The sequence below is a fragment of the Acidihalobacter sp. genome (assembly GCF_037381185.1).
In the GTDB taxonomy this organism is placed as follows: Bacteria; Pseudomonadota; Gammaproteobacteria; order DSM-5130; family Acidihalobacteraceae; genus Acidihalobacter_A.
Genome location: NZ_JARRQY010000033.1, coordinates 36,145 through 51,990, shown reverse-complemented (window position 1 = coordinate 51,990; position 15,846 = coordinate 36,145). Strand labels below are relative to the sequence as shown.

20 protein-coding genes and 2 pseudogenes are annotated in these 15,846 nt (G+C 61.6%); 8 read left to right on the top strand and 14 right to left on the bottom strand.

The features are described from left to right. Nucleotides 1–120: 120 nt before the first annotated feature. The 11 genes from P8014_RS12430 to P8014_RS12380 all read right to left on the bottom strand — a co-directional run bounded on the left by P8014_RS12430 (nt 121) and on the right by P8014_RS12380 (nt 7,284). Nucleotides 121–981, bottom strand: a complete 861-nt coding sequence (locus P8014_RS12430; protein ID WP_337817643.1) for an NAD-dependent epimerase/dehydratase family protein — start codon at nt 979–981, stop codon at nt 121–123. 109 nt (nt 982–1,090) lie between these two features. Beyond that, complete coding sequence (locus P8014_RS12425) at nt 1,091–1,249, bottom strand: hypothetical protein (RefSeq protein ID WP_337817642.1); 159 nt, start codon at nt 1,247–1,249, stop codon at nt 1,091–1,093. A gap of 12 nt (nt 1,250–1,261) precedes the next feature. Further along, nucleotides 1,262–1,537: a hypothetical protein gene (locus tag P8014_RS12420; RefSeq protein WP_337817641.1), complete on the bottom strand. Its 276-nt coding sequence runs from the start codon at nt 1,535–1,537 to the stop codon at nt 1,262–1,264. Next, complete coding sequence (locus P8014_RS12415; RefSeq protein WP_337817640.1) at nt 1,492–1,809, bottom strand: NADPH-dependent FMN reductase; 318 nt, start codon at nt 1,807–1,809, stop codon at nt 1,492–1,494. Before P8014_RS12415 ends, P8014_RS12420 begins: the two co-directional genes overlap by 46 nt. A 72-nt stretch (nt 1,810–1,881) precedes the next feature. Further along, complete coding sequence (locus P8014_RS12410) at nt 1,882–3,075, bottom strand: amino acid aminotransferase (protein ID WP_337817639.1); 1,194 nt, start codon at nt 3,073–3,075, stop codon at nt 1,882–1,884. A gap of 40 nt (nt 3,076–3,115) precedes the next feature. Continuing rightward, nucleotides 3,116–3,730, bottom strand: a complete 615-nt coding sequence (locus tag P8014_RS12405) for a YitT family protein (RefSeq protein ID WP_337817638.1) — start codon at nt 3,728–3,730, stop codon at nt 3,116–3,118. Nucleotides 3,731–3,917: 187 nt separating this feature from the next. Continuing rightward, complete coding sequence (locus P8014_RS12400; RefSeq protein WP_337817637.1) at nt 3,918–4,388, bottom strand: Lrp/AsnC family transcriptional regulator; 471 nt, start codon at nt 4,386–4,388, stop codon at nt 3,918–3,920. A 98-nt stretch (nt 4,389–4,486) separates the two neighbouring features. After that, a complete protein-coding gene (locus P8014_RS12395) occupies nt 4,487–5,005 on the bottom strand; it encodes a class IV adenylate cyclase (protein WP_337817636.1) in 519 nt (172 codons plus the stop codon). Between the two features lie 18 nt (nt 5,006–5,023). Next, nucleotides 5,024–5,509, bottom strand: coding sequence for an arsinothricin resistance N-acetyltransferase ArsN1 family B (locus tag P8014_RS12390; RefSeq protein ID WP_337817635.1), 486 nt, complete (start codon nt 5,507–5,509; stop codon nt 5,024–5,026). Further along, nucleotides 5,506–5,823, bottom strand: coding sequence for a hypothetical protein (locus P8014_RS12385; RefSeq protein ID WP_337817634.1), 318 nt, complete (start codon nt 5,821–5,823; stop codon nt 5,506–5,508). The genes P8014_RS12390 and P8014_RS12385 overlap by 4 nt, the downstream gene beginning before the upstream one ends. A gap of 12 nt (nt 5,824–5,835) precedes the next feature. Then, entirely contained in the window at nt 5,836–7,284 is a 1,449-nt protein-coding gene (locus P8014_RS12380) for a DASS family sodium-coupled anion symporter (RefSeq protein ID WP_337817633.1), read from the bottom strand. Nucleotides 7,285–7,542: 258 nt separating this feature from the next. On the opposite strand from P8014_RS12380, the gene P8014_RS12375 reads away from it, so the two are divergent. The 3 genes from P8014_RS12375 (at nt 7,543) to P8014_RS12365 (ending at nt 9,015) form a co-directional block, all read left to right on the top strand. Beyond that, a complete protein-coding gene (locus P8014_RS12375) occupies nt 7,543–7,773 on the top strand; it encodes a hypothetical protein (RefSeq protein ID WP_337817632.1) in 231 nt (76 codons plus the stop codon). A 61-nt stretch (nt 7,774–7,834) separates the two neighbouring features. Beyond that, nucleotides 7,835–8,668, top strand: coding sequence for a diguanylate cyclase (locus P8014_RS12370; RefSeq protein ID WP_337817631.1), 834 nt, complete (start codon nt 7,835–7,837; stop codon nt 8,666–8,668). Nucleotides 8,669–8,673: 5 nt separating this feature from the next. Continuing rightward, on the top strand, nt 8,674–9,015 hold the full coding sequence (locus tag P8014_RS12365; RefSeq protein ID WP_337817648.1) for a GGDEF domain-containing protein: 342 nt from the start codon (nt 8,674–8,676) through the stop codon (nt 9,013–9,015). A 108-nt stretch (nt 9,016–9,123) separates the two neighbouring features. On the opposite strand, the gene P8014_RS12360 is transcribed toward P8014_RS12365, so the two are convergent. Both P8014_RS12360 and P8014_RS12355 read right to left on the bottom strand, forming a co-directional pair. Then, nucleotides 9,124–9,570, bottom strand: coding sequence for a nuclear transport factor 2 family protein (locus tag P8014_RS12360; RefSeq protein ID WP_337817630.1), 447 nt, complete (start codon nt 9,568–9,570; stop codon nt 9,124–9,126). Nucleotides 9,571–9,587: 17 nt separating this feature from the next. After that, a complete protein-coding gene (locus P8014_RS12355) occupies nt 9,588–9,995 on the bottom strand; it encodes a VOC family protein (RefSeq protein WP_337817629.1) in 408 nt (135 codons plus the stop codon). Nucleotides 9,996–10,067: 72 nt separating this feature from the next. Between P8014_RS12355 and P8014_RS12350 the strand changes: the two are divergent. Beyond that, nucleotides 10,068–10,170 (top strand): annotated as a pseudogene (locus tag P8014_RS12350) (IS5/IS1182 family transposase); the annotation flags it as partial. Between the two features lie 273 nt (nt 10,171–10,443). On the opposite strand, the gene P8014_RS12345 reads toward P8014_RS12350, so the two are convergent. Next, the gene (locus tag P8014_RS12345; protein ID WP_337817628.1) at nt 10,444–10,980 is read right to left on the bottom strand and encodes a hypothetical protein; all 537 of its coding nucleotides are present in this window, start codon (nt 10,978–10,980) and stop codon (nt 10,444–10,446) included. 98 nt (nt 10,981–11,078) lie between these two features. Here P8014_RS12345 and P8014_RS12340 point away from each other — a divergent pair, with 98 nt between their 5' ends. The 4 genes and pseudogenes from P8014_RS12340 to P8014_RS12325 all read left to right on the top strand — a co-directional run bounded on the left by P8014_RS12340 (nt 11,079) and on the right by P8014_RS12325 (nt 15,845). Further along, on the top strand, nt 11,079–11,930 hold the full coding sequence (locus tag P8014_RS12340; protein ID WP_337817627.1) for a helix-turn-helix transcriptional regulator: 852 nt from the start codon (nt 11,079–11,081) through the stop codon (nt 11,928–11,930). Nucleotides 11,931–12,047: 117 nt separating this feature from the next. Continuing rightward, nucleotides 12,048–12,516 (top strand): annotated as a pseudogene (locus P8014_RS12335) (IS3 family transposase); the annotation flags it as partial. 712 nt (nt 12,517–13,228) lie between these two features. Then, on the top strand, nt 13,229–14,272 hold the full coding sequence (locus P8014_RS12330) for an extracellular solute-binding protein (protein ID WP_337817626.1): 1,044 nt from the start codon (nt 13,229–13,231) through the stop codon (nt 14,270–14,272). Nucleotides 14,273–14,294: 22 nt separating this feature from the next. Next, on the top strand, nt 14,295–15,845 hold the full coding sequence (locus P8014_RS12325; protein WP_337817625.1) for an iron ABC transporter permease: 1,551 nt from the start codon (nt 14,295–14,297) through the stop codon (nt 15,843–15,845). Nucleotide 15,846 lies beyond the last annotated feature (1 nt).

Here is a 15,846-nt window from a genome sequence, read left to right as displayed (position 1 = left end):
AGGTGCTTGCCGGCGGCGATGCGCAGGCGCTGACGCCGGACGTCGGCGGGCAGGGCACAACGCAGAGCCTGGGCGCCGCCATTGCGTCGGCCGTGGCGCAGGCGTGACGGTGTGAGGCGTTTACTCCCAGGCGGCGAACGCGGGCGTCCAGCCGAGCAGTTGTCTGGCTTTGGCGGCGCTGAGATTCTGATCCAGACCGTAGCCGCTGGCCCAGGCGCCGTATTTCGACGTCCAGTGGCCGATGGGCAGCGGCACGGACGCGTCGGCGAGACCCAGGTGCGTCGCCAGGCGGCTGGCGATGACGGCCAAGGGTTCGGCGGGCACCGCTGCGCCGATGTAGTCCTCGCCGCGCCTGCCGGCATCCAGCACGAGGGCGTACAAGGCACCGATATCCCGCGCGTCGACCAGTGGCCAGGTCGCCGCCAGGGCCTGCGGCAATCGGATCTCGGACGTCTCCTCCGCCTCCCGAATGAGGATGGACGGCGCCCCGGGAGGACCGTCGACGACGTTCGCCGGATGCACCACACGGCCGTCGAAGACCTGCGAAGCCATTACGCGGCGCGCGTTGCGGGACAGCCAGGCCCATTCGGGCGGCGGTGCGTGAGGCGCGGTTTCGTCGGCAGGGCCGTGGGTGTCGCCGAACAGCCAGACACCGCCCGTGTAGAGCAGTACGCGCCGGGCGTGCCTGCGTTGCATGGCGCTTTCCAACCGGACCAGCAGCCTCGTGTCGATGTCCGGCATGTCTTCGTCGAAGGTGGCGGCTGCATGGACGACGGCGTCGAACAGGCCCAGTTTCTGCAGCCAGCGACCGCCGTCCGCCACGGCGATATCGCCGTCGAGCGGCGTGCAATTCAGGGCTTCGGCACATTGGCTGCCTGCCGCAGAGCGGCAGAGTATGCTGACGTCCGCACCCAGGGCGCGCATGGCGACAGCGGCGTGCCGGCCGATGAGGCCGGTGCCGCCGAGTATCAGAACGTTCACTTCGAGGACCTTCTGTCGGCGGAACGCTGGAATTCTACCCGTGCCTCGGACGATAAGGAGGGCACGATCAAGGCCGCGCGCTCGACCGGCTGCTTGTGCGGGTTTCGAATCAGCCGAAGTCCACGGCCGGCCCGGGGGCGTCGTTGATGCAGCCGTCTGCCGTCTGGTTCGTCTTCACGAACCGAGATGCTTCTCCCATTCGAGAATGTCCGGCGATGAACTCGTCCGCGGTGATCGGCGCGTTGATCTTGTACTCGACTTCCATCATTACTCTCATCTTTCAAGCATCGCTCTCTTGCGGCAATGATCGCACGACGCAAGCGAGTGTGTGCAGGGCGCCAAGCAGGGCGGCGCGAATCTCCGTATGGCGCACAATGGCGTCCTCATCGAGTCCGCTGCCGCTGCCTAGGACGGGCAAGGTGATCGAAGCCCCGTCGACGACGAGCGCGGACATCGTGCTCACGGTTTCGCGCAGGGCCGCCTGGGCGTGGCGGGCGCGCGGCGAGGCGTTCAGCAGGGCGACCGGCTTGCGTACGAACGATTCGTTGCCAACCATCCAGTCCAGCGCGTTTTCATCGCACCGGTGATGCCATGTGCGTATTCCGGGTTGGCGATGAGTAGCGCGTCTGCGACGATGATGCGCCGACGCAACGTTTCGACGGTTTCGATCGTTTCCGCGTCCAGGTCCGGATTGAACAGCGGGAGGTCGCCCAGTTGCCGAAACAACTCGATCTCGATCTCCGGAGGAGCGATACGCGCGGCGGCGCGCAGCAGGGCGCTGTTCAGGGATGCTGCGCGGAGACTGCCGGAGATCGCGAGTATTTTCATTGCGGCGCGGTTGCCGTGGAGTCCGCCCGATCGCAGGCCCGATCGGGCGGGCAGACTGCGATGGTCAGTGCCTTACTGCACCGCAGCGAACGCTTCCGCCACTTGACCGACGTTGCTCCGGTTGAGTCCCGCGACGCAGACGCGGCCGCTGGCGAGCAGGTAGACGCCGTGCTCGTCGCGCAGGCGGTCGGCCTGCTCGGCGCTGAAGCCGGTGTAGCTGAACATGCCGCGCTGGCGCAGCAGGTGCTCGAAGTCGTGGTCGGGCAGGGCGTCCCGCAGCGATGCCACCAGCGTTTCGCGCATTTCCAGGATGCGCCGACGCATGCCTTCGACCTCGTCGAGCCAGGCCGCTTTCAGCGCCGCGTCGTTGAGCACGTGCGAAACGAGCTGGGCGCCGAAGTTCGGCGGGCTGGAGTAGTTGCTGCGCACGGTGAACTTGAGCTGGCCGAACACGCGGTCGGCGGTTTCGGCATCGTCGCAGACCACCGACAGGCCGCCCACGCGTTCGCCGTAGAGCGAGAAGATCTTCGAGAAGGAGTTGGCGACGAGGAAGCGCAGACCTTGGTCGGCCATCGCGCGGATCAGGTAGGCGTCCTCGTCCGCGCCGTCGCCGAAGCCCTGGTAGGCAATGTCGAGGAAGGGAATCAGTTCGCGCGCCTTCGCGATTTCGATGACCTGATCCCACTGCTGATTCGTCAGGTCGGAGCCGGTCGGGTTGTGGCAGCAGGGATGCAGCAGCACGATGCTGTGCGCCGGCAGAGCGGAGAGCGTTTCGAGCATCGCGTCGAACTTCACGCCGCGGGTTTCGGGGTCGAAGTAGGGGTAGGCGTTCACCTTGAAACCGGCCCCGGACAGGATGCTGACGTGGTTCTCCCAGGTCGGGTCGCTGACCCACACCTGCGACTCCGGGAAGTGGCGCTTGAGGAAGTCGGCGCCGACCTTCAGCGCGCCGGAGCCGCCCACGGTCTGGATGGTGGCCACGCGTCCGGCCTGCAGTGCGGCATGCCCGTCGCCGAACAACAGGCTCTGGACGCCCGCGCGGTAGGGCGCCAGGCCCTCCATCGGCAGATAGCGCGGAGCCTTGCGCAGCATTGGTAGAATGGCTTCTTGCGCTTTGGCCACCGCCTGCAGCTGCGGCACCACGCCCTGTTCGTCGTAATACATGCCGATGCTCAGATTGACCTTGTGCGGGCGCTCGTCCTTCAGGAAACGCTCGACCAGCGACAGGATGGGATCGCCCGCATAGGGTTTGACATGTTCGAACACGGTGTGGCGTCTCCTTAGGTTAGTCTTTCGCGTCCGGCGTTCAGGCCAGATAGCGGTTGGGGCGGTGGTTCATGGCGATGATCAGGTTCAGCACGACGGCGCCCAGGATCGAGGCGATCAGCATCGGCAGACTGACTACGAACAGCGAGGCCACCACGACGCTCACATCCACGGCCATCTGGAATTTGCCCGCGCGAATTCCGTAATGGTCCTGCAGGTGCAGCGCCAGGATGTTCACGCCGCCGAGGCTGGCCCGGTGGCGGAACAGCACGATCATGCCGAGCCCGATGAGAATGCCGCCGAAGCCGGTCGCGTAGAACGGCTGCAGCTGATCGATGTGGATGAACATCGGCTGCAGTCCGGAGAATACCGAAACCAGCGTCACTGCGCAGAAGGTTTTGAGCGTGAACTGCCAGCCCATGCGCCTCACGGCCAGGTAATAGAAGGGCAGGTTGATGACGAAGAAGGCCAGTCCGAAGGAGACGCCGGTCACGTAATGGATCAGGAAGGCCATGCCAGCGGTGCCGCCGGTCAGTGCACCCACCTCGCGCAGCAGAATGACGCCGAAGGAGACCATCAGCGTGCCAATCAGCATGGCCAGAGCGTCTTCGACGAGGCTATGCGGAACTTTGGTCAGGGTAGCGGTGTTTTCCATGTTTGCAGCCCGATATCGGTTGCCGGCATGGCGCGGATGCATTGTGCACGCGTCGTGCGCGGGGTGTTTGTGTTCAATCGTTTTGAGCGAAAATTGTACCAGGAATGCGTGTTATGTGCGATATGTTGTTCTATTCGCTAAATGTGCTCGTTTTTTCATTGATCTATGCGTGAGGCGCGCAAAAGAGCTACTGCGCCGGCGAGTCGCTGACCAGGCCGTTTTCCTTGAGGCGTTCGAGTACCACCGAGGTTTTCACATGCGCGGTGCTCTTGTGCATTGATATTTGATTGATCAGCCGGCTCAGGCCGTCAAGATCGGCCACCGCCACCTTGAGCAGATAGTCGGAGTCGCCGGTCGTCTTGTAGGCGTCGACGATGGCGCTCTCCGCGGCCAGCATGCTGCGGAAAGCTTCGGCGTAATCCTGGGTGTGGTTGACCAGGCTGACCTCGACCAGTCCCACGACGCCCAGCCCCATGGCCTGCGGCGCCAGCCGGGCATGGTAGCCGAGTATGAGCTGCGCCTGTTCGAGATTGATGCGCCGGCGCGAACATTGCGAGGCCGAAAGCCCCACGAGGTCGCTGAGTTCCTGGTTGGTCAGGCGCCCGTTGGCCTGCAGCAACTCCAGGATCTTGAGGTCGTGGGCGTCTAGATTGTTCATGAGTTTGCGCGCATTAGGTTCATTGGCCGCGGATCGACGTTGCGCATGATGCCATACGAGCGAGCTGCGACAGCAAAGGCGGTCTCCCTACGCAAGCGTCAGCCGGACAGGGCGTTCAGAAGATCGACGTATGAGCCTTGCACGAGGCGGTCGGCGCCTATCCCCAGCCTGTCCATCAGTTCGTGAGCCTCTCGAATGCCTTCTTGCGTGGTTTCGCCGTCTTCGAGCACGCCCTCGAGTTCCATGAAATCGCCGAGTCCTTCGACGCGGTCGAGATGCACGCGCGTGCGTCCGACCAGGAACAGCGTGCGCCGCTTGCATACCCGCCCCGCCTGGCCGTACGCGAGCGACAGGGTCTCGCGCAGCGTTTCCGGCTCGGCTGTAGGGCTGCGTACGTAAAAGGACTCCTTGGGGCCCTGTTCGTCGGAGCGGCGGTAGAAGATCAGCTCGCCTGAGTCGGACGGGAACATGCGCAGCTTCAGGCATCCGCCGTCGCAATGGAAAAACGTGTCGTCCTGGATGATTTCTTTCGAGCCAGAATCGGCTATCACCGCAACGACAGTGGCCAGTGCGTCGACGCTGTCGATCCGTGCCTTGGTTTCGACATTTCTGGGCATGGGGCGTTCGCTCGATATCTACAGGTTGATTTGCCAGTAGCCCACGTCGATCCACTGGTCGAACTTGAAGCCGACCCGCTCGAAGTGCGCCGCTTTCTTCATGCCCAGCTTCTCGTGCAATGCGACACTGGCCGGATTGGGCAGGGCGATGCCGCCGATGGCCGTGCGCACGCCGCGCCTCTCGAGGTCTGAGAACAGTGTCTCGTAGAGCAGGCTGCCGATGCCCCGGCCGAGCGTTTCGGGGTGGAGATAGACCGTGGTTTCGACCGAGAAGCGGTAGGCCGAACGCGCCTTCCAGGGTGCTGCGTAGGCATAGCCGAGCAGTTGGCCATCGCGTTCGGCGACCAGCCAGGGCAGGGAACTCGAACCGACCGTCTCGATTCGCGCCGCCATCTGTTCAGGCGTGACGATTTGTTCTTCAAACGTGATGACGGTGTTGGCGATGTAGTGGTTGTAGATGCCGGCGATTTCTTCGGCATCCCGGACAGTTGCGGGGTGGATCACGACGTTGTCCTCGGTGCGCCCGCATTCAGCATGAGTGCGAAGATCAGGTAAGCCGTGATGGCCACGGCGGGTAGTGCATACCACCAATAGGCGATGGCGCTGCTGCCATTCCAGTAGAGAATAATCATTAGCACGGCGCTCAATACACAGCTTAGCGGCAGAGCGTAGATGGACCAGTCCAGGACCTTGCTCTGCATATGCGTCAGCGTACGGCAGTTGGCGATGCCGGCGGAGGAGAACACCACCAGCATGAAGAACATGGCGGCCAGGGTCAGCTGTACGAGGCTGCCGAAAATGACCCAGAGCAGAGACATGGCGACTTCCGTTTAGAATGACAGGTTGAACACCAGCGGTGCCACCAACAGCATGGCGCCGTAGATCAATGCGATGGCCAGCAGATTGAGCCACAGGCCGGCCTTCATCATATCCGCGATATGCAGGCCTTCGTAGGAGAACACGATGGCGTTGGGCGGAGTCGCCACCGGCATCATGAAGGCCATGGACGCCGCCAGTGCGGCGGGTACCGCCAGCACCATCGGGCTCTGACCGAGGCCGACGGCGACCGCGCCGAGGATCGGCAGGAAGGTGGCGGTGGTGGCGGTATTGGAGGTCAGTTCGGTCAGGAGGATGATCGCCGCGATGGTGACCAGTACGATCAGGCTGATGTCGACGGCCGCCAGTCCGGCCACGGCCTCGCCGATGGCTGTGGCCAGGCCGGTGGTCTTGAACGCCCCGGCCAGCGCCAGTCCGCCGCCAAACAGCAGCAGCACGCCCCACGGCACCTTCCTGGCGGCATCCCAGTCGACCGTGAAGCGGCCTTCCTGAACCGAGGCGGGCAGGGCGAAAAGCACTGTGGCCCCCAGCAGGGCGATACTGGTGTCGGTGATGGAAAGGCCTGTCAGCGCAACCAGCGGCTTGCGGAATATCCACAGCAACGCGGTGCACAGGAACACCGTGAGAACGATGCGCTCTCCGCGCGACATCGGCCCCATTTGCTGCAGTTCCTCGTCGATCAGTCCGGCCGCTTCCCCCAGTTCGATGTCCTTGACCGGGAAGATCACCCGGCACAGCAGCAACCAGGTCAGCGGCAGCATGACCGCCACCAGGGGCACGCCCATCAGCATCCAGGTGCTGAAGCCGATATGGATGCCGTAGGTGTCGGCGAGAAAGCCCGCCAGCAGGGTGTTGGGCGGCGTGCCGATCAACGTGCCCACGCCGCCGATGGAAGCGCTATATGCCACGCCCAGCAGCAGTGCGATGCCGAAGCGGCGTGCCTTGGCCGGCTCGTCCACGCGCGCGGCCACGAACTCGACCATCGAGATGCCTACGGCGTACATCATCACCGCCGTCGCCGTATTGGATATCCACATGGACAGGAACGCGGTCGCCAGCATGAAGCCGGCGATGATGCCCTGAGGCCCGGTGCCGGCGATCTTCACGATGCGCAGCGCGATGCGTCTGTGCAGCCCCCAGCGCTGCATGGCCGCGGCGATCAGGAAGCCGCCGAGGAACAGGAAGATCAGCGGGTCGCCGTAGCTGGCCGCCACGGCTTTCTGCCCCGTGATTCCGAGCATTGGCATCATCGGGATAGGCAGCAGTGCGGTCACCGCGACGGGCACCGCCTCGCTCATCCACCAGATCACCATCCACGCCGCCAGCGCCACCAGATGCCAGGCTTCGGGGTTCAGGCCTGCCGGCGCGGGCAGCAACAGCAGCGCCAGCATCACTAGCGGTCCGAGCCAGAGCGCGATCAGTTTCTTGCGTGGAATTCGCACGGGTGGGGAGGGCTCCGTTCGGTCGTTGGCAGAGACTCCTCTAAAATACCGCGTGGCCGCCAAGTTAGGCTAGAGTGTAAATGCCCCGGAGCGGCTTATCTCTTACCATCGCGCCCCGGGAAGGGTCGCAATGACGGGCAGGAAGATGCCAGCTCGCTGGTCGCGGCACGAAAGTCGCTTGGTGCAGGATCAATCGTAAGCAATACTCCCCATCAAAAGGGCCAACATAGCCGACGAATCTGCGCCATGAACCTAAGCATGAAAAGGGAAGATGCGCTGAGGGGCGAGCAGGTAAAGTTTCTCTATCGTCATCTGCCTACGGCTCTCATCATCAATGTTCTGCTGAGCGCCATTGTCGTCGCCGTACAGAGCGAGGTCGTCGAGGCTTCGCTGCGTTTCGGCTGGCTGGCCGTGTTCTACAGCATCCTGGCGGTTCGGGTGGTGGATGCTGCTTCTCTGGTGCCGCGCCGTTTCAGATTCAGAGTATGACGCCCAGCGCTGGCTGGACCTCTTCCGGGTTACCGCAGCGGTGACCGGTCTCGGCTGGGGGGTGGGCAGCATCCTGCTGTCGCCGGCCGGGAATATCACCCATCAGGTCTATATGGTTTTCGTTCTCGGCGGTCTCTGTGCAGGGGCCATCACCTCCATGGGCTATTTGTTGCCTACGATGTCGCCTTTCATTGGATATATCGCGCTGCAGGACAACAAGGTATTTCTCGGTATAAGCGCGATGGCCTTGTTGTCTCTCGCGTTCATCACGGCGAGCGCCAGACTGTCCGAGCGTACGCTCCACGAGAATTTCACGCTGCGCATCAGGGCAGTGGAAGACGAGGAGCGTTTTCGCAGGATGCTGGAACTCAGTCCGATCGCGGCCTGCGTAACCGATGTCGATATGCGGCGCATTCTGTTCGCCAATCAAAGCTACGCGGCACTTTTTTCGGGGCTGTTGCCGGAGCAGGTCATGAGAGGCGACCCCAAGCGATTCTATGCTCAGCCCGAGGAGTACGCCGCCGCGCTGGAAAAGCTCGCATGCGGCGAAAAAGTCGCCGGCAAGCTGCTGGAATTGGCGTTCTCGGACGGGCCCGAGGGCAAGAAATGGGTTCTGGCGACTTATCTAAGCACCGAGTACCGGGGGGAACCCGCGGTTCTCGGCTGGCTGTACGACATCACGGACCGCAAACAGGCGGAAGAATACATTCAGCATCTTGCATACCACGACCCGCTGACCGAATTGCCCAATCGGATGTTGTTGCGCGACCGGCTGAACCAGGCGCTGGCTCTTGCCGAATGCGACAAGAGTGCCGTGGTGCTGATGTTCGTCGATCTGGACGGCTTCAGCCGGTCAACGACGCTTATGGGCACGATGTCGGTGACCTATTGTTGAAGGCGGTGGCCAAGCGTCTGCGCGATTGTGTGCGCAGATCGGATTCCGTCGCCCGCATCGGTGGCGATGAATTCATCATATTGCTGACGACGATCGAGACGACAGAGAATGCCATGGAGGTGGCAGAAAAGATCCGGCAATCGCTCAATGAATCCTTCGTTCTTGCCGGACATGCGCTGCATATCTCTTCCAGCATCGGTGTGGCGGCCTATCCGGATCATGCCCGAAATGCACGTGAACTGATCCATTGCGCCGATATTGCGATGTACTACGCTAAGGCGGAGGGGCGCGACGCCGTACGGCTTTATCGGCCCGGCATGGAGAGCGGCGACGAACGCCCGGAGTGAGTTCCGAGTACCGTGGGCTCAGAGATAGGGGAGCGGTAGCGAGGGCAGGCGGTTGGGTGCCAGCGTATTCGTCGTAAATTGGCCGTGAGCGGGTGAGAGCGGCGGTTTTCAGTCGTTTTTGCCCTGAATTCCGGCATGCACGGACTCATGACCTTCGTTCCATAGCACGTTCTGCACGATTGAGCAGATCAGCCAGTCTCGCCCGATTCTTTGCACTCCAAAGGTGTAAAGGCAATGTGTATCGAGTCTTTTACCCGTAACGTCTCTCCTGAAAATGACCATCGAGGCGATGGCTTCGCCCCGATCCCCTTTCAGACGTACCTGGATATTGCTCAGCATGTGCTGGGTATCGAGTTCGTGCAGGGCGCTTTGTCTGAGTTCCACGAAGTGCTCCCGGCTGATCGTCTCGGGTGGCGTATGGCGCAGCTGCGAATAGTCGGTATGCAACGTATCGGCAAGGCATTCTCCCAGTCCGGTCCAGTCCTTCCGGTCGAAGCTGTTCGCGTAAGCGGTCAGCAGTTCACGGATTGCGAGTCTGTCGCGGATCTCGGACACGAGCCTATCTCCAATGCTCAGTCGGCCGGAGGGCCTTTGAGTTCAACGGTGTTTCCCTCGGGGTCGGTGAGGTAGGTGGATGGCCCTTCACCTTCGGCGCCGTAGCGGGACTTCACGGGACCGGCCTCGATCCCGTGCGCTTCCAGATGGCTGCGGATGGTTGCCTCGTCGAACGGCTCGATGCGCAGGCAAAAGTGATCCTGGTTGCGGCCTTCGCTGCCGGGTGCCGCTCCACCGGCTCTGCCCAGCTTGCCGTCCACTAGAACCAGGTCGATGAGAGAGCGCCCGGCGCGAAGCTGAATCAGGCCGAGTTCGTCTTGACGTTTTTCTATCGTGCAGCCCAGCGCACCGCAGTAGAAGGCGATCATGGCATCGAGGTCGACAATGCGCAGGACGAGATGATCGATTTCATGGATGCGGAACATCGCAGCTCCAATGGGAAATTTGTTTGACCATAAAGGCTGGATACGCTGGCTAAAAGGCTAGGCTGGCGATCTGCGGTGTTGCGTGCTCACTACGATCGAGCATCCGTTCCAGGCGACGAAGCAGCGCTTCGGACATCGCAAGGCCCGTTACCGCGGCTTGGTCAAGAACCAGGCGACGGGTGGATTCTTACATTTGGCCGTGATGTTGCGCAACGCCAGCCAGATCAGCTTGGTGGTCGCCTCGTCGTTCGGGAAGTGGTCTTGTCGCGGGCTTTTGCACACGCTGCTGTTGAAGCTTGCGATGCGTTGGTGGTGTAGAGGATTTTGTGCGCCGATGCGGCGAAGGCGAAGAACAGGCTGATCTGTGCCCAGTGGCGCCGCCAGCTCTGCACCACGGTCGGGAAGCGCTCGCCCCAGGGTGGGTCTCTCAGACCATCCTTGGTTGAGCTTAGCGTGTCTGTTCGCCCACCTGCTCGTCTCGCAATAACTGCTGCGCTAGGACCAGTGCGTCGTCCTTGGTGGCAACCATGAGCATGGGATAGCGCCAGAATTTCTCATACACCAAGGTGAACGCCTTGGTTGCCAGCCGCTTGGCGGTATTCGGCTCGATGTAGATCGCTGCCTTGACGAAAGCCCGCAATTCTCTCTTGTGGCGTTTCATCCAAAGCGACGCTTGCTTCATTTCTTCCGGCGAATGTTCGTGATCGCCTTCATCAAGACCCTCGTCGTTGAGCAGAACGAAGATTTCCTTGCGTGCGAGCAATGCCTCGAATTCGGCAAAAGGCGAGGCTTCGGGATCGGTGACGGGCGCATTTAGTCGCATCCAGACCAGGGGGAACCGCGAGGCGTCAATCTGCATGCCAATACTCCTTCGGAACATAAAGAGAAATTGCTGGCGGCCATACCTCATCAGAAAAATGGGGCTCTTCCAGTCAGGAGGAGCCATGCCCCGAGCGAGCAGAACGGCCAGCATGGTCAATGGCACGATACCTCCGAAGTGACTGGACGTCATTGCATAATTTGGTCATGATATTTTTCAATTAGGCCAGAACCTCATCTTTGATCCTAGGCTCAACACACCTCATGTCGAGCATTGCCATCACCGATCTGACCATAGTCCGAGACGTGGATAACGTCCCCCGTCCCGTTGTCGCCCTGAGTGCTGCGTCGGTAACAACGAACTGGGAACATGCGAGGCATCAGCACCACAAGGCGCAACTGCTTTACTCCGTACGCGGCATCCTCAACTGCGAAATCGAGGACGGCGTCTGGATCGTGCCTCCGCAGTGCGCGGTATGGATACCGGGTGATTTACCCCACTCGGCCCGTGGGTCGGGTGAAACGGAATGTTATTGCCTGTTCGTCGAGCCTGATGCCGCACAGGATCTTCCAAGAAACTGCTGCACGATTTCGATATCGCCGCTGTTACGCGAATTGCTTCTGAAGGTGGCGGGTTTTCCCGAGTCGTATGCGTCAGGGGGACGGGAAGATCGACTGATCGCCACTTTACTGGATGAGTTGGCGGCGGCTCCGGTGGAAGACTTGCATCTTCCTATGCCGCGCGATCCGAGATTGCGTCGGCTCGCGGAAATGCTGCTGGCCGACCCTGCGGACAAAACCTCGAAGGGCGATTGGGCCACCCGCATTGGCATGAGCGAGCGAAGCATGAGTCGGCTCCTGCTGCACGAAATCGGCATGAGTTTCGGACGCTGGCGCCGGCAACTGCATGTGATCCTTGCGCTTCAACGCCTGGCCAAAGGCGAAAGCGTGCAGACGGTGGCATTGGAATTGGGCTACGAAAATGCCAGCGGCTTCGTCACCATGTTCCGCAAGGCAGTAGGCATGCCTCCTGCGCGATACTTCTCGGAACGCATGACCGGCGCAGAGACTATGGCTGTGCCAGGCATCATGCTTTCCGATCATGGTTCAACCTGATTGAGTTCTGCGACAGATAGCTCCTACGCTTTAGTGAACACCCTGAACTACCACTTCAGGAGTCCGCGCGATGCCGAAACCAGGCCCACGAACTACCTATCGATACAAGGCTGTTGCGTACTTTGCCAAGCAGTCCGGGTGAAATGCGCCTTCATGAAAGACTATGTCGACCAGTTTCGGCGGCGCAGCATGTGCTGGGCTCGGACCCCAGCGGCTACTACGTCTGACTGAAGCAACCGGCGCGTGCGTGAGCCAGGGAGAATTGCTGCCTGATGGGATTGATCAAGCAGTCTTGGCTGGAAAGCGGAGCGGTCTACGGTTACCGCAAGGTCACGACTGACCTGGGCGAACGCTGCAGCCGTCATCGCGTGGCGCGACTCATGAAACTGGCCGGCCTGCGCGCCCAAGCGGGGTACGGAAGACGGCTCAAGCCGCGTGGTGCTTTGCCGGCCACGTTGGGCCCAAGCGGCTGCAACGCCAGTTTACCGTCGATGCACCCAATACCCATTGGGTTGCGTACATCACCTACATCCGCACGCATGAAGGTTGGGTGTTCTTAGCCGTGGTGCTCGACCTGTTTTCGCGATGTTCTACAACCCGTGGAGTCAGCACGGAAGCAGCCAGGGGCTGTCGCCGGTAGAGTACGAAAAGTGGTTCCTAGAAGGTGGCTCGTGAGCGTCTGCGGAACACTGGTCGATTCAATCCGCGCCAGATACGCATCTGGCGCGGCGGACAGTAGGTGCTTGGTCGGTCGTCGTTCTTCCGTTCTCCGGTCAGGTCGTAGTTACCGGGCAGGGCATGCTGTGCTCTTGGTCCTCAAGCAGTTTGTCCATCGATCTGTCATCAATGTTGGGCTTGTTGTGCCGTGCCATGGAATCCTCCTTGGAGCACTAGTATCGGGCTTGACGCACAAAATTTCCTACGCCCTTAAGCGCAGCACTCCGGTGGTAGGCGAATCTTCCTTATATCCCTCTCGTCATTCCCGCGCATGTCTTGAGCGATATCTGCGCCGAGCAGCCTTCGTTTTTGTTCCTGCACACAGTTCAGTCCCGAGCTGGAAAGCGATGTTATCCGATTTCATAGAGGCTTCGGACGGTGCGTAACTACATGATGTGACGCCGAAAAATCATTTGCAGTCGGGTTGAGGAGAAAAAAATTGAAATACGAATGGAACTGATAATGATTCGCATTGTCGTATTGGTTGCGTGTATGGCGTTCGATCCTTGGCACGCATCGCTCAACGCCTTCTGCAATCGGCGTTGGCATTACTGGATAAAGGCTCTTGAGGAGATTGAGTTATGGAGAAGGTCAGTCGCGGTTTCGCGAACGGGAAGACGTTGGCGTGGATGCGCGGTGCGTCCGTTGCCCTGGGGTTGTCTTTGGGGGTGATGTCGATCGCGCAGGCGCAGCAGACGCTGGTGGTCTACAACGGCCAGCATGAGCAGTCGGTCCGCATCATCAACAAGGCATTCGAGAAAGCCACGGGCGTGAAGGTCGTCGTACACAGCGACGACTCTCCACCGATCGTCAAACAGATTCTGGCGGAAGGCAGCCGCAGTCCCGCCGATGTGGTGTACGTCGAGAATTCGACTTCGATCAATGTCCTGAACGAAAAGGGCAGGCTGGCCAAGGTCTATGCCTCGACGTTGGCGCAGGTGCCGAGCCAGTACAACGCGCCCGACGGTCACTGGGTTGGCGTGGTGCTGCGTCAGAATGTGCTGACCTGGAACCCGCACATGATCACGAAGCAGGACTTGCCCAAGTCCATGCTGGATATTGCCAACGCGCAGTGGAAAGGCAAGGTTGGTGTCGCACCGAGCGATCCCGATTTCTTTCCTTTGGTCAACGCGGTGATTGCGCTCAAGGGCAAGACAGCCGCGCTGCACTGGCTCGAAGGGCTGAAGAAGTACGCGAAGATCTATGACGACGACGAGGGCGTGGTCGCCGCGGTCCAGCGTGGGGAAATCGCCTGTGGACTGACCAACAATTACTACTGGGCGCGTGCACGGCAGGCGATCGGCGCCAGCAAGATGGTATCGAAAGTCGCGCATTTCGAGCCGGGCGACGTCGGCAATCTGGTCAACGTTTCCGGGGCCGGCGTGCTCAAGAGCGCCCCGCATCCGAAGCTGGCGCAGCGTTACCTTGCGTTCATGGTCAGCCGTGACCTGCAGAAGAAGCTGGCCGAGGGCAATCAGGATTTCGAGTATTCGGTGCTGCCTGGCGTACCGGCCAACCCGGTAAACACGCCGTTCAAGGACCTGCATCCGCCCAAGGTCACCACGACGCAGCTCGGTACCTATCCAGAAGCGGTCAAGCTGCTGGAACAGGTCGGGCTGATCTGAGCTTCAGAAGATGAAGGGAACGATGCATAAGCGGCCTTCCAGAGTCGCCAGTCTCGCCGCTTTGCCGGCGGTGATGCTGGTGCTGGCGCCGATCGCCGTGACCGTCTGGCAGGCCGCGCATGTGCAGCAAGGCTGGGTGAGCGTGTTCCTGCGCAGCCCGGCCTCGCTGCCCCTGTTGCTGAATACGGTCGGCTTGACGGTAAGTGCCACCTTGGCGGCGGCGGTGCTGGGCACCGTAGCCGCTTTTCTGGTGGTGCGGACCAACGTGCCCCTGCGCGGGCTATGGCTCGCGCTGGGTGCGGCGCCACTGGCCGTGCCGGCATTCGTCGCCAGCTATGCCTGGGTGTCGATCAGCCCCTGGTTCGAAGGCTTCGGCGGGGCTCTGCTGGTGGTGTCTCTGGCGTATTACCCGCTGGTGTTCCTGCCGGTAATGGCCGCGCTGCGCAATCTCGACCCGAGCTACGAAGAGGCGGCCCGGGTGTTGGGGCGCAGCGGTCGGCAGACGCTGTTCAAGGCCGTGTTGCCGCAACTGGTGCCCGCCATCATGGGCGGCGCTTCGTTGGTCGCATTGAACGTGCTGGTTGAATACGGCGCCTTTGCAATGATGCGGTTTCATACCTTTACCACCCAAATATTCCTTGCCTTCACCACGGGAATGGATCAGGGCGCGACATCGGCGCTGTCGATGGTGCTGCTGGCCCTGTGTCTGCTGGTGCTGGCGCTGAACGGCGTGTTCGATCGTCCGCGACGCTATGCGCGCGTCGCCAGGGGCGCGGCGCGCATCCAGCAGAAAATTGACCTTGGCCTGTGGCGTTGGCCGGCGGCGCTGTTTCAAGCCACTCTGGCAGGAGTCAGCGTGGGGGTGCCGCTGGCGACCATTGTCTATTGGCTGGGGCGGCACGGCGCAAGCGCGATCTCGCCGGCGATCGGCAGCCTGCCCAACGTGATGCAGGCGTCGCTGACGTCGATCGGATTTGGCCTGGGCGCCGCAATTCTGACCTGCGTCCTGGCTTTCCCGCTGGCCCTGCTGGCGGCGCGCCACGAACGTTTGCGTTGGGTACGGGTGCTGAACCGCGGTGCGTGGATGGCTCAGGGGCTGCCGGGCATCGTGGTGGCCTTGAGTTTCATCGTCGTTGCCATACGGCTTCTGCCCTGGTTGTACCAGAGCACGGCACTGCTGCTGGTGGCCTATTCGATTCTGTTCATGTCCTTCGCGCTGGTCAGCCTGCGCGCCGCGCTGGTGCAGGCGCCCGCGAGCCTGGAAGAGGCGGCACGGATGCTTGGGCGAGGGCGATTGGCCGTGTTGCGGCGAATCACCCTGCCACTGGCGCTGCCCGGCATCGGTGCGGCGGCGGCGTTGGTGTTCACTGCCGTGGTCGCCGAACTGACGGCGACGCTGCTGCTGGTGCCATTGGGGGACAACACTCTGGCGACCCGGGTATGGCAGGACATTTCCACCCTGGCGTTCGCGTCCGCGGCGCCGTTTGCCGCCGTGCTGATCCTGCTGTCCGCCGTCGGAAGCTGGCTGGCCGTGCGGCGCTTTGGCGAAACCGCTGCAGTGCGGGGAGATTGAT

Bases quoted from the DNA above. Each gene is read 5' to 3' on its own strand.
- P8014_RS12425 (WP_337817642.1), bottom strand. From the start codon at position 1,249: ATGATGGAAGTCGAGTACAAGATCAACGCGCCGATCACCGCGGACGAG.
- P8014_RS12420 (WP_337817641.1), bottom strand. From the start codon at position 1,537: ATGGTTGGCAACGAATCGTTCGTACGCAAGCCGGTCGCCCTGCTGAAC.
- P8014_RS12415 (WP_337817640.1), bottom strand. From the start codon at position 1,809: ATGAAAATACTCGCGATCTCCGGCAGTCTCCGCGCAGCATCCCTGAAC.
- P8014_RS12405 (WP_337817638.1), bottom strand. From the start codon at position 3,730: ATGGAAAACACCGCTACCCTGACCAAAGTTCCGCATAGCCTCGTCGAA.
- P8014_RS12400 (WP_337817637.1), bottom strand. From the start codon at position 4,388: ATGAACAATCTAGACGCCCACGACCTCAAGATCCTGGAGTTGCTGCAG.
- P8014_RS12395 (WP_337817636.1), bottom strand. From the start codon at position 5,005: ATGCCCAGAAATGTCGAAACCAAGGCACGGATCGACAGCGTCGACGCA.
- P8014_RS12385 (WP_337817634.1), bottom strand. From the start codon at position 5,823: ATGTCTCTGCTCTGGGTCATTTTCGGCAGCCTCGTACAGCTGACCCTG.
- P8014_RS12375 (WP_337817632.1), top strand. From the start codon at position 7,543: ATGAAAAGGGAAGATGCGCTGAGGGGCGAGCAGGTAAAGTTTCTCTAT.
- P8014_RS12355 (WP_337817629.1), bottom strand. From the start codon at position 9,995: ATGTTCCGCATCCATGAAATCGATCATCTCGTCCTGCGCATTGTCGAC.
- P8014_RS12340 (WP_337817627.1), top strand. From the start codon at position 11,079: ATGTCGAGCATTGCCATCACCGATCTGACCATAGTCCGAGACGTGGAT.
- P8014_RS12330 (WP_337817626.1), top strand. From the start codon at position 13,229: ATGGAGAAGGTCAGTCGCGGTTTCGCGAACGGGAAGACGTTGGCGTGG.
- P8014_RS12325 (WP_337817625.1), top strand. From the start codon at position 14,295: ATGCATAAGCGGCCTTCCAGAGTCGCCAGTCTCGCCGCTTTGCCGGCG.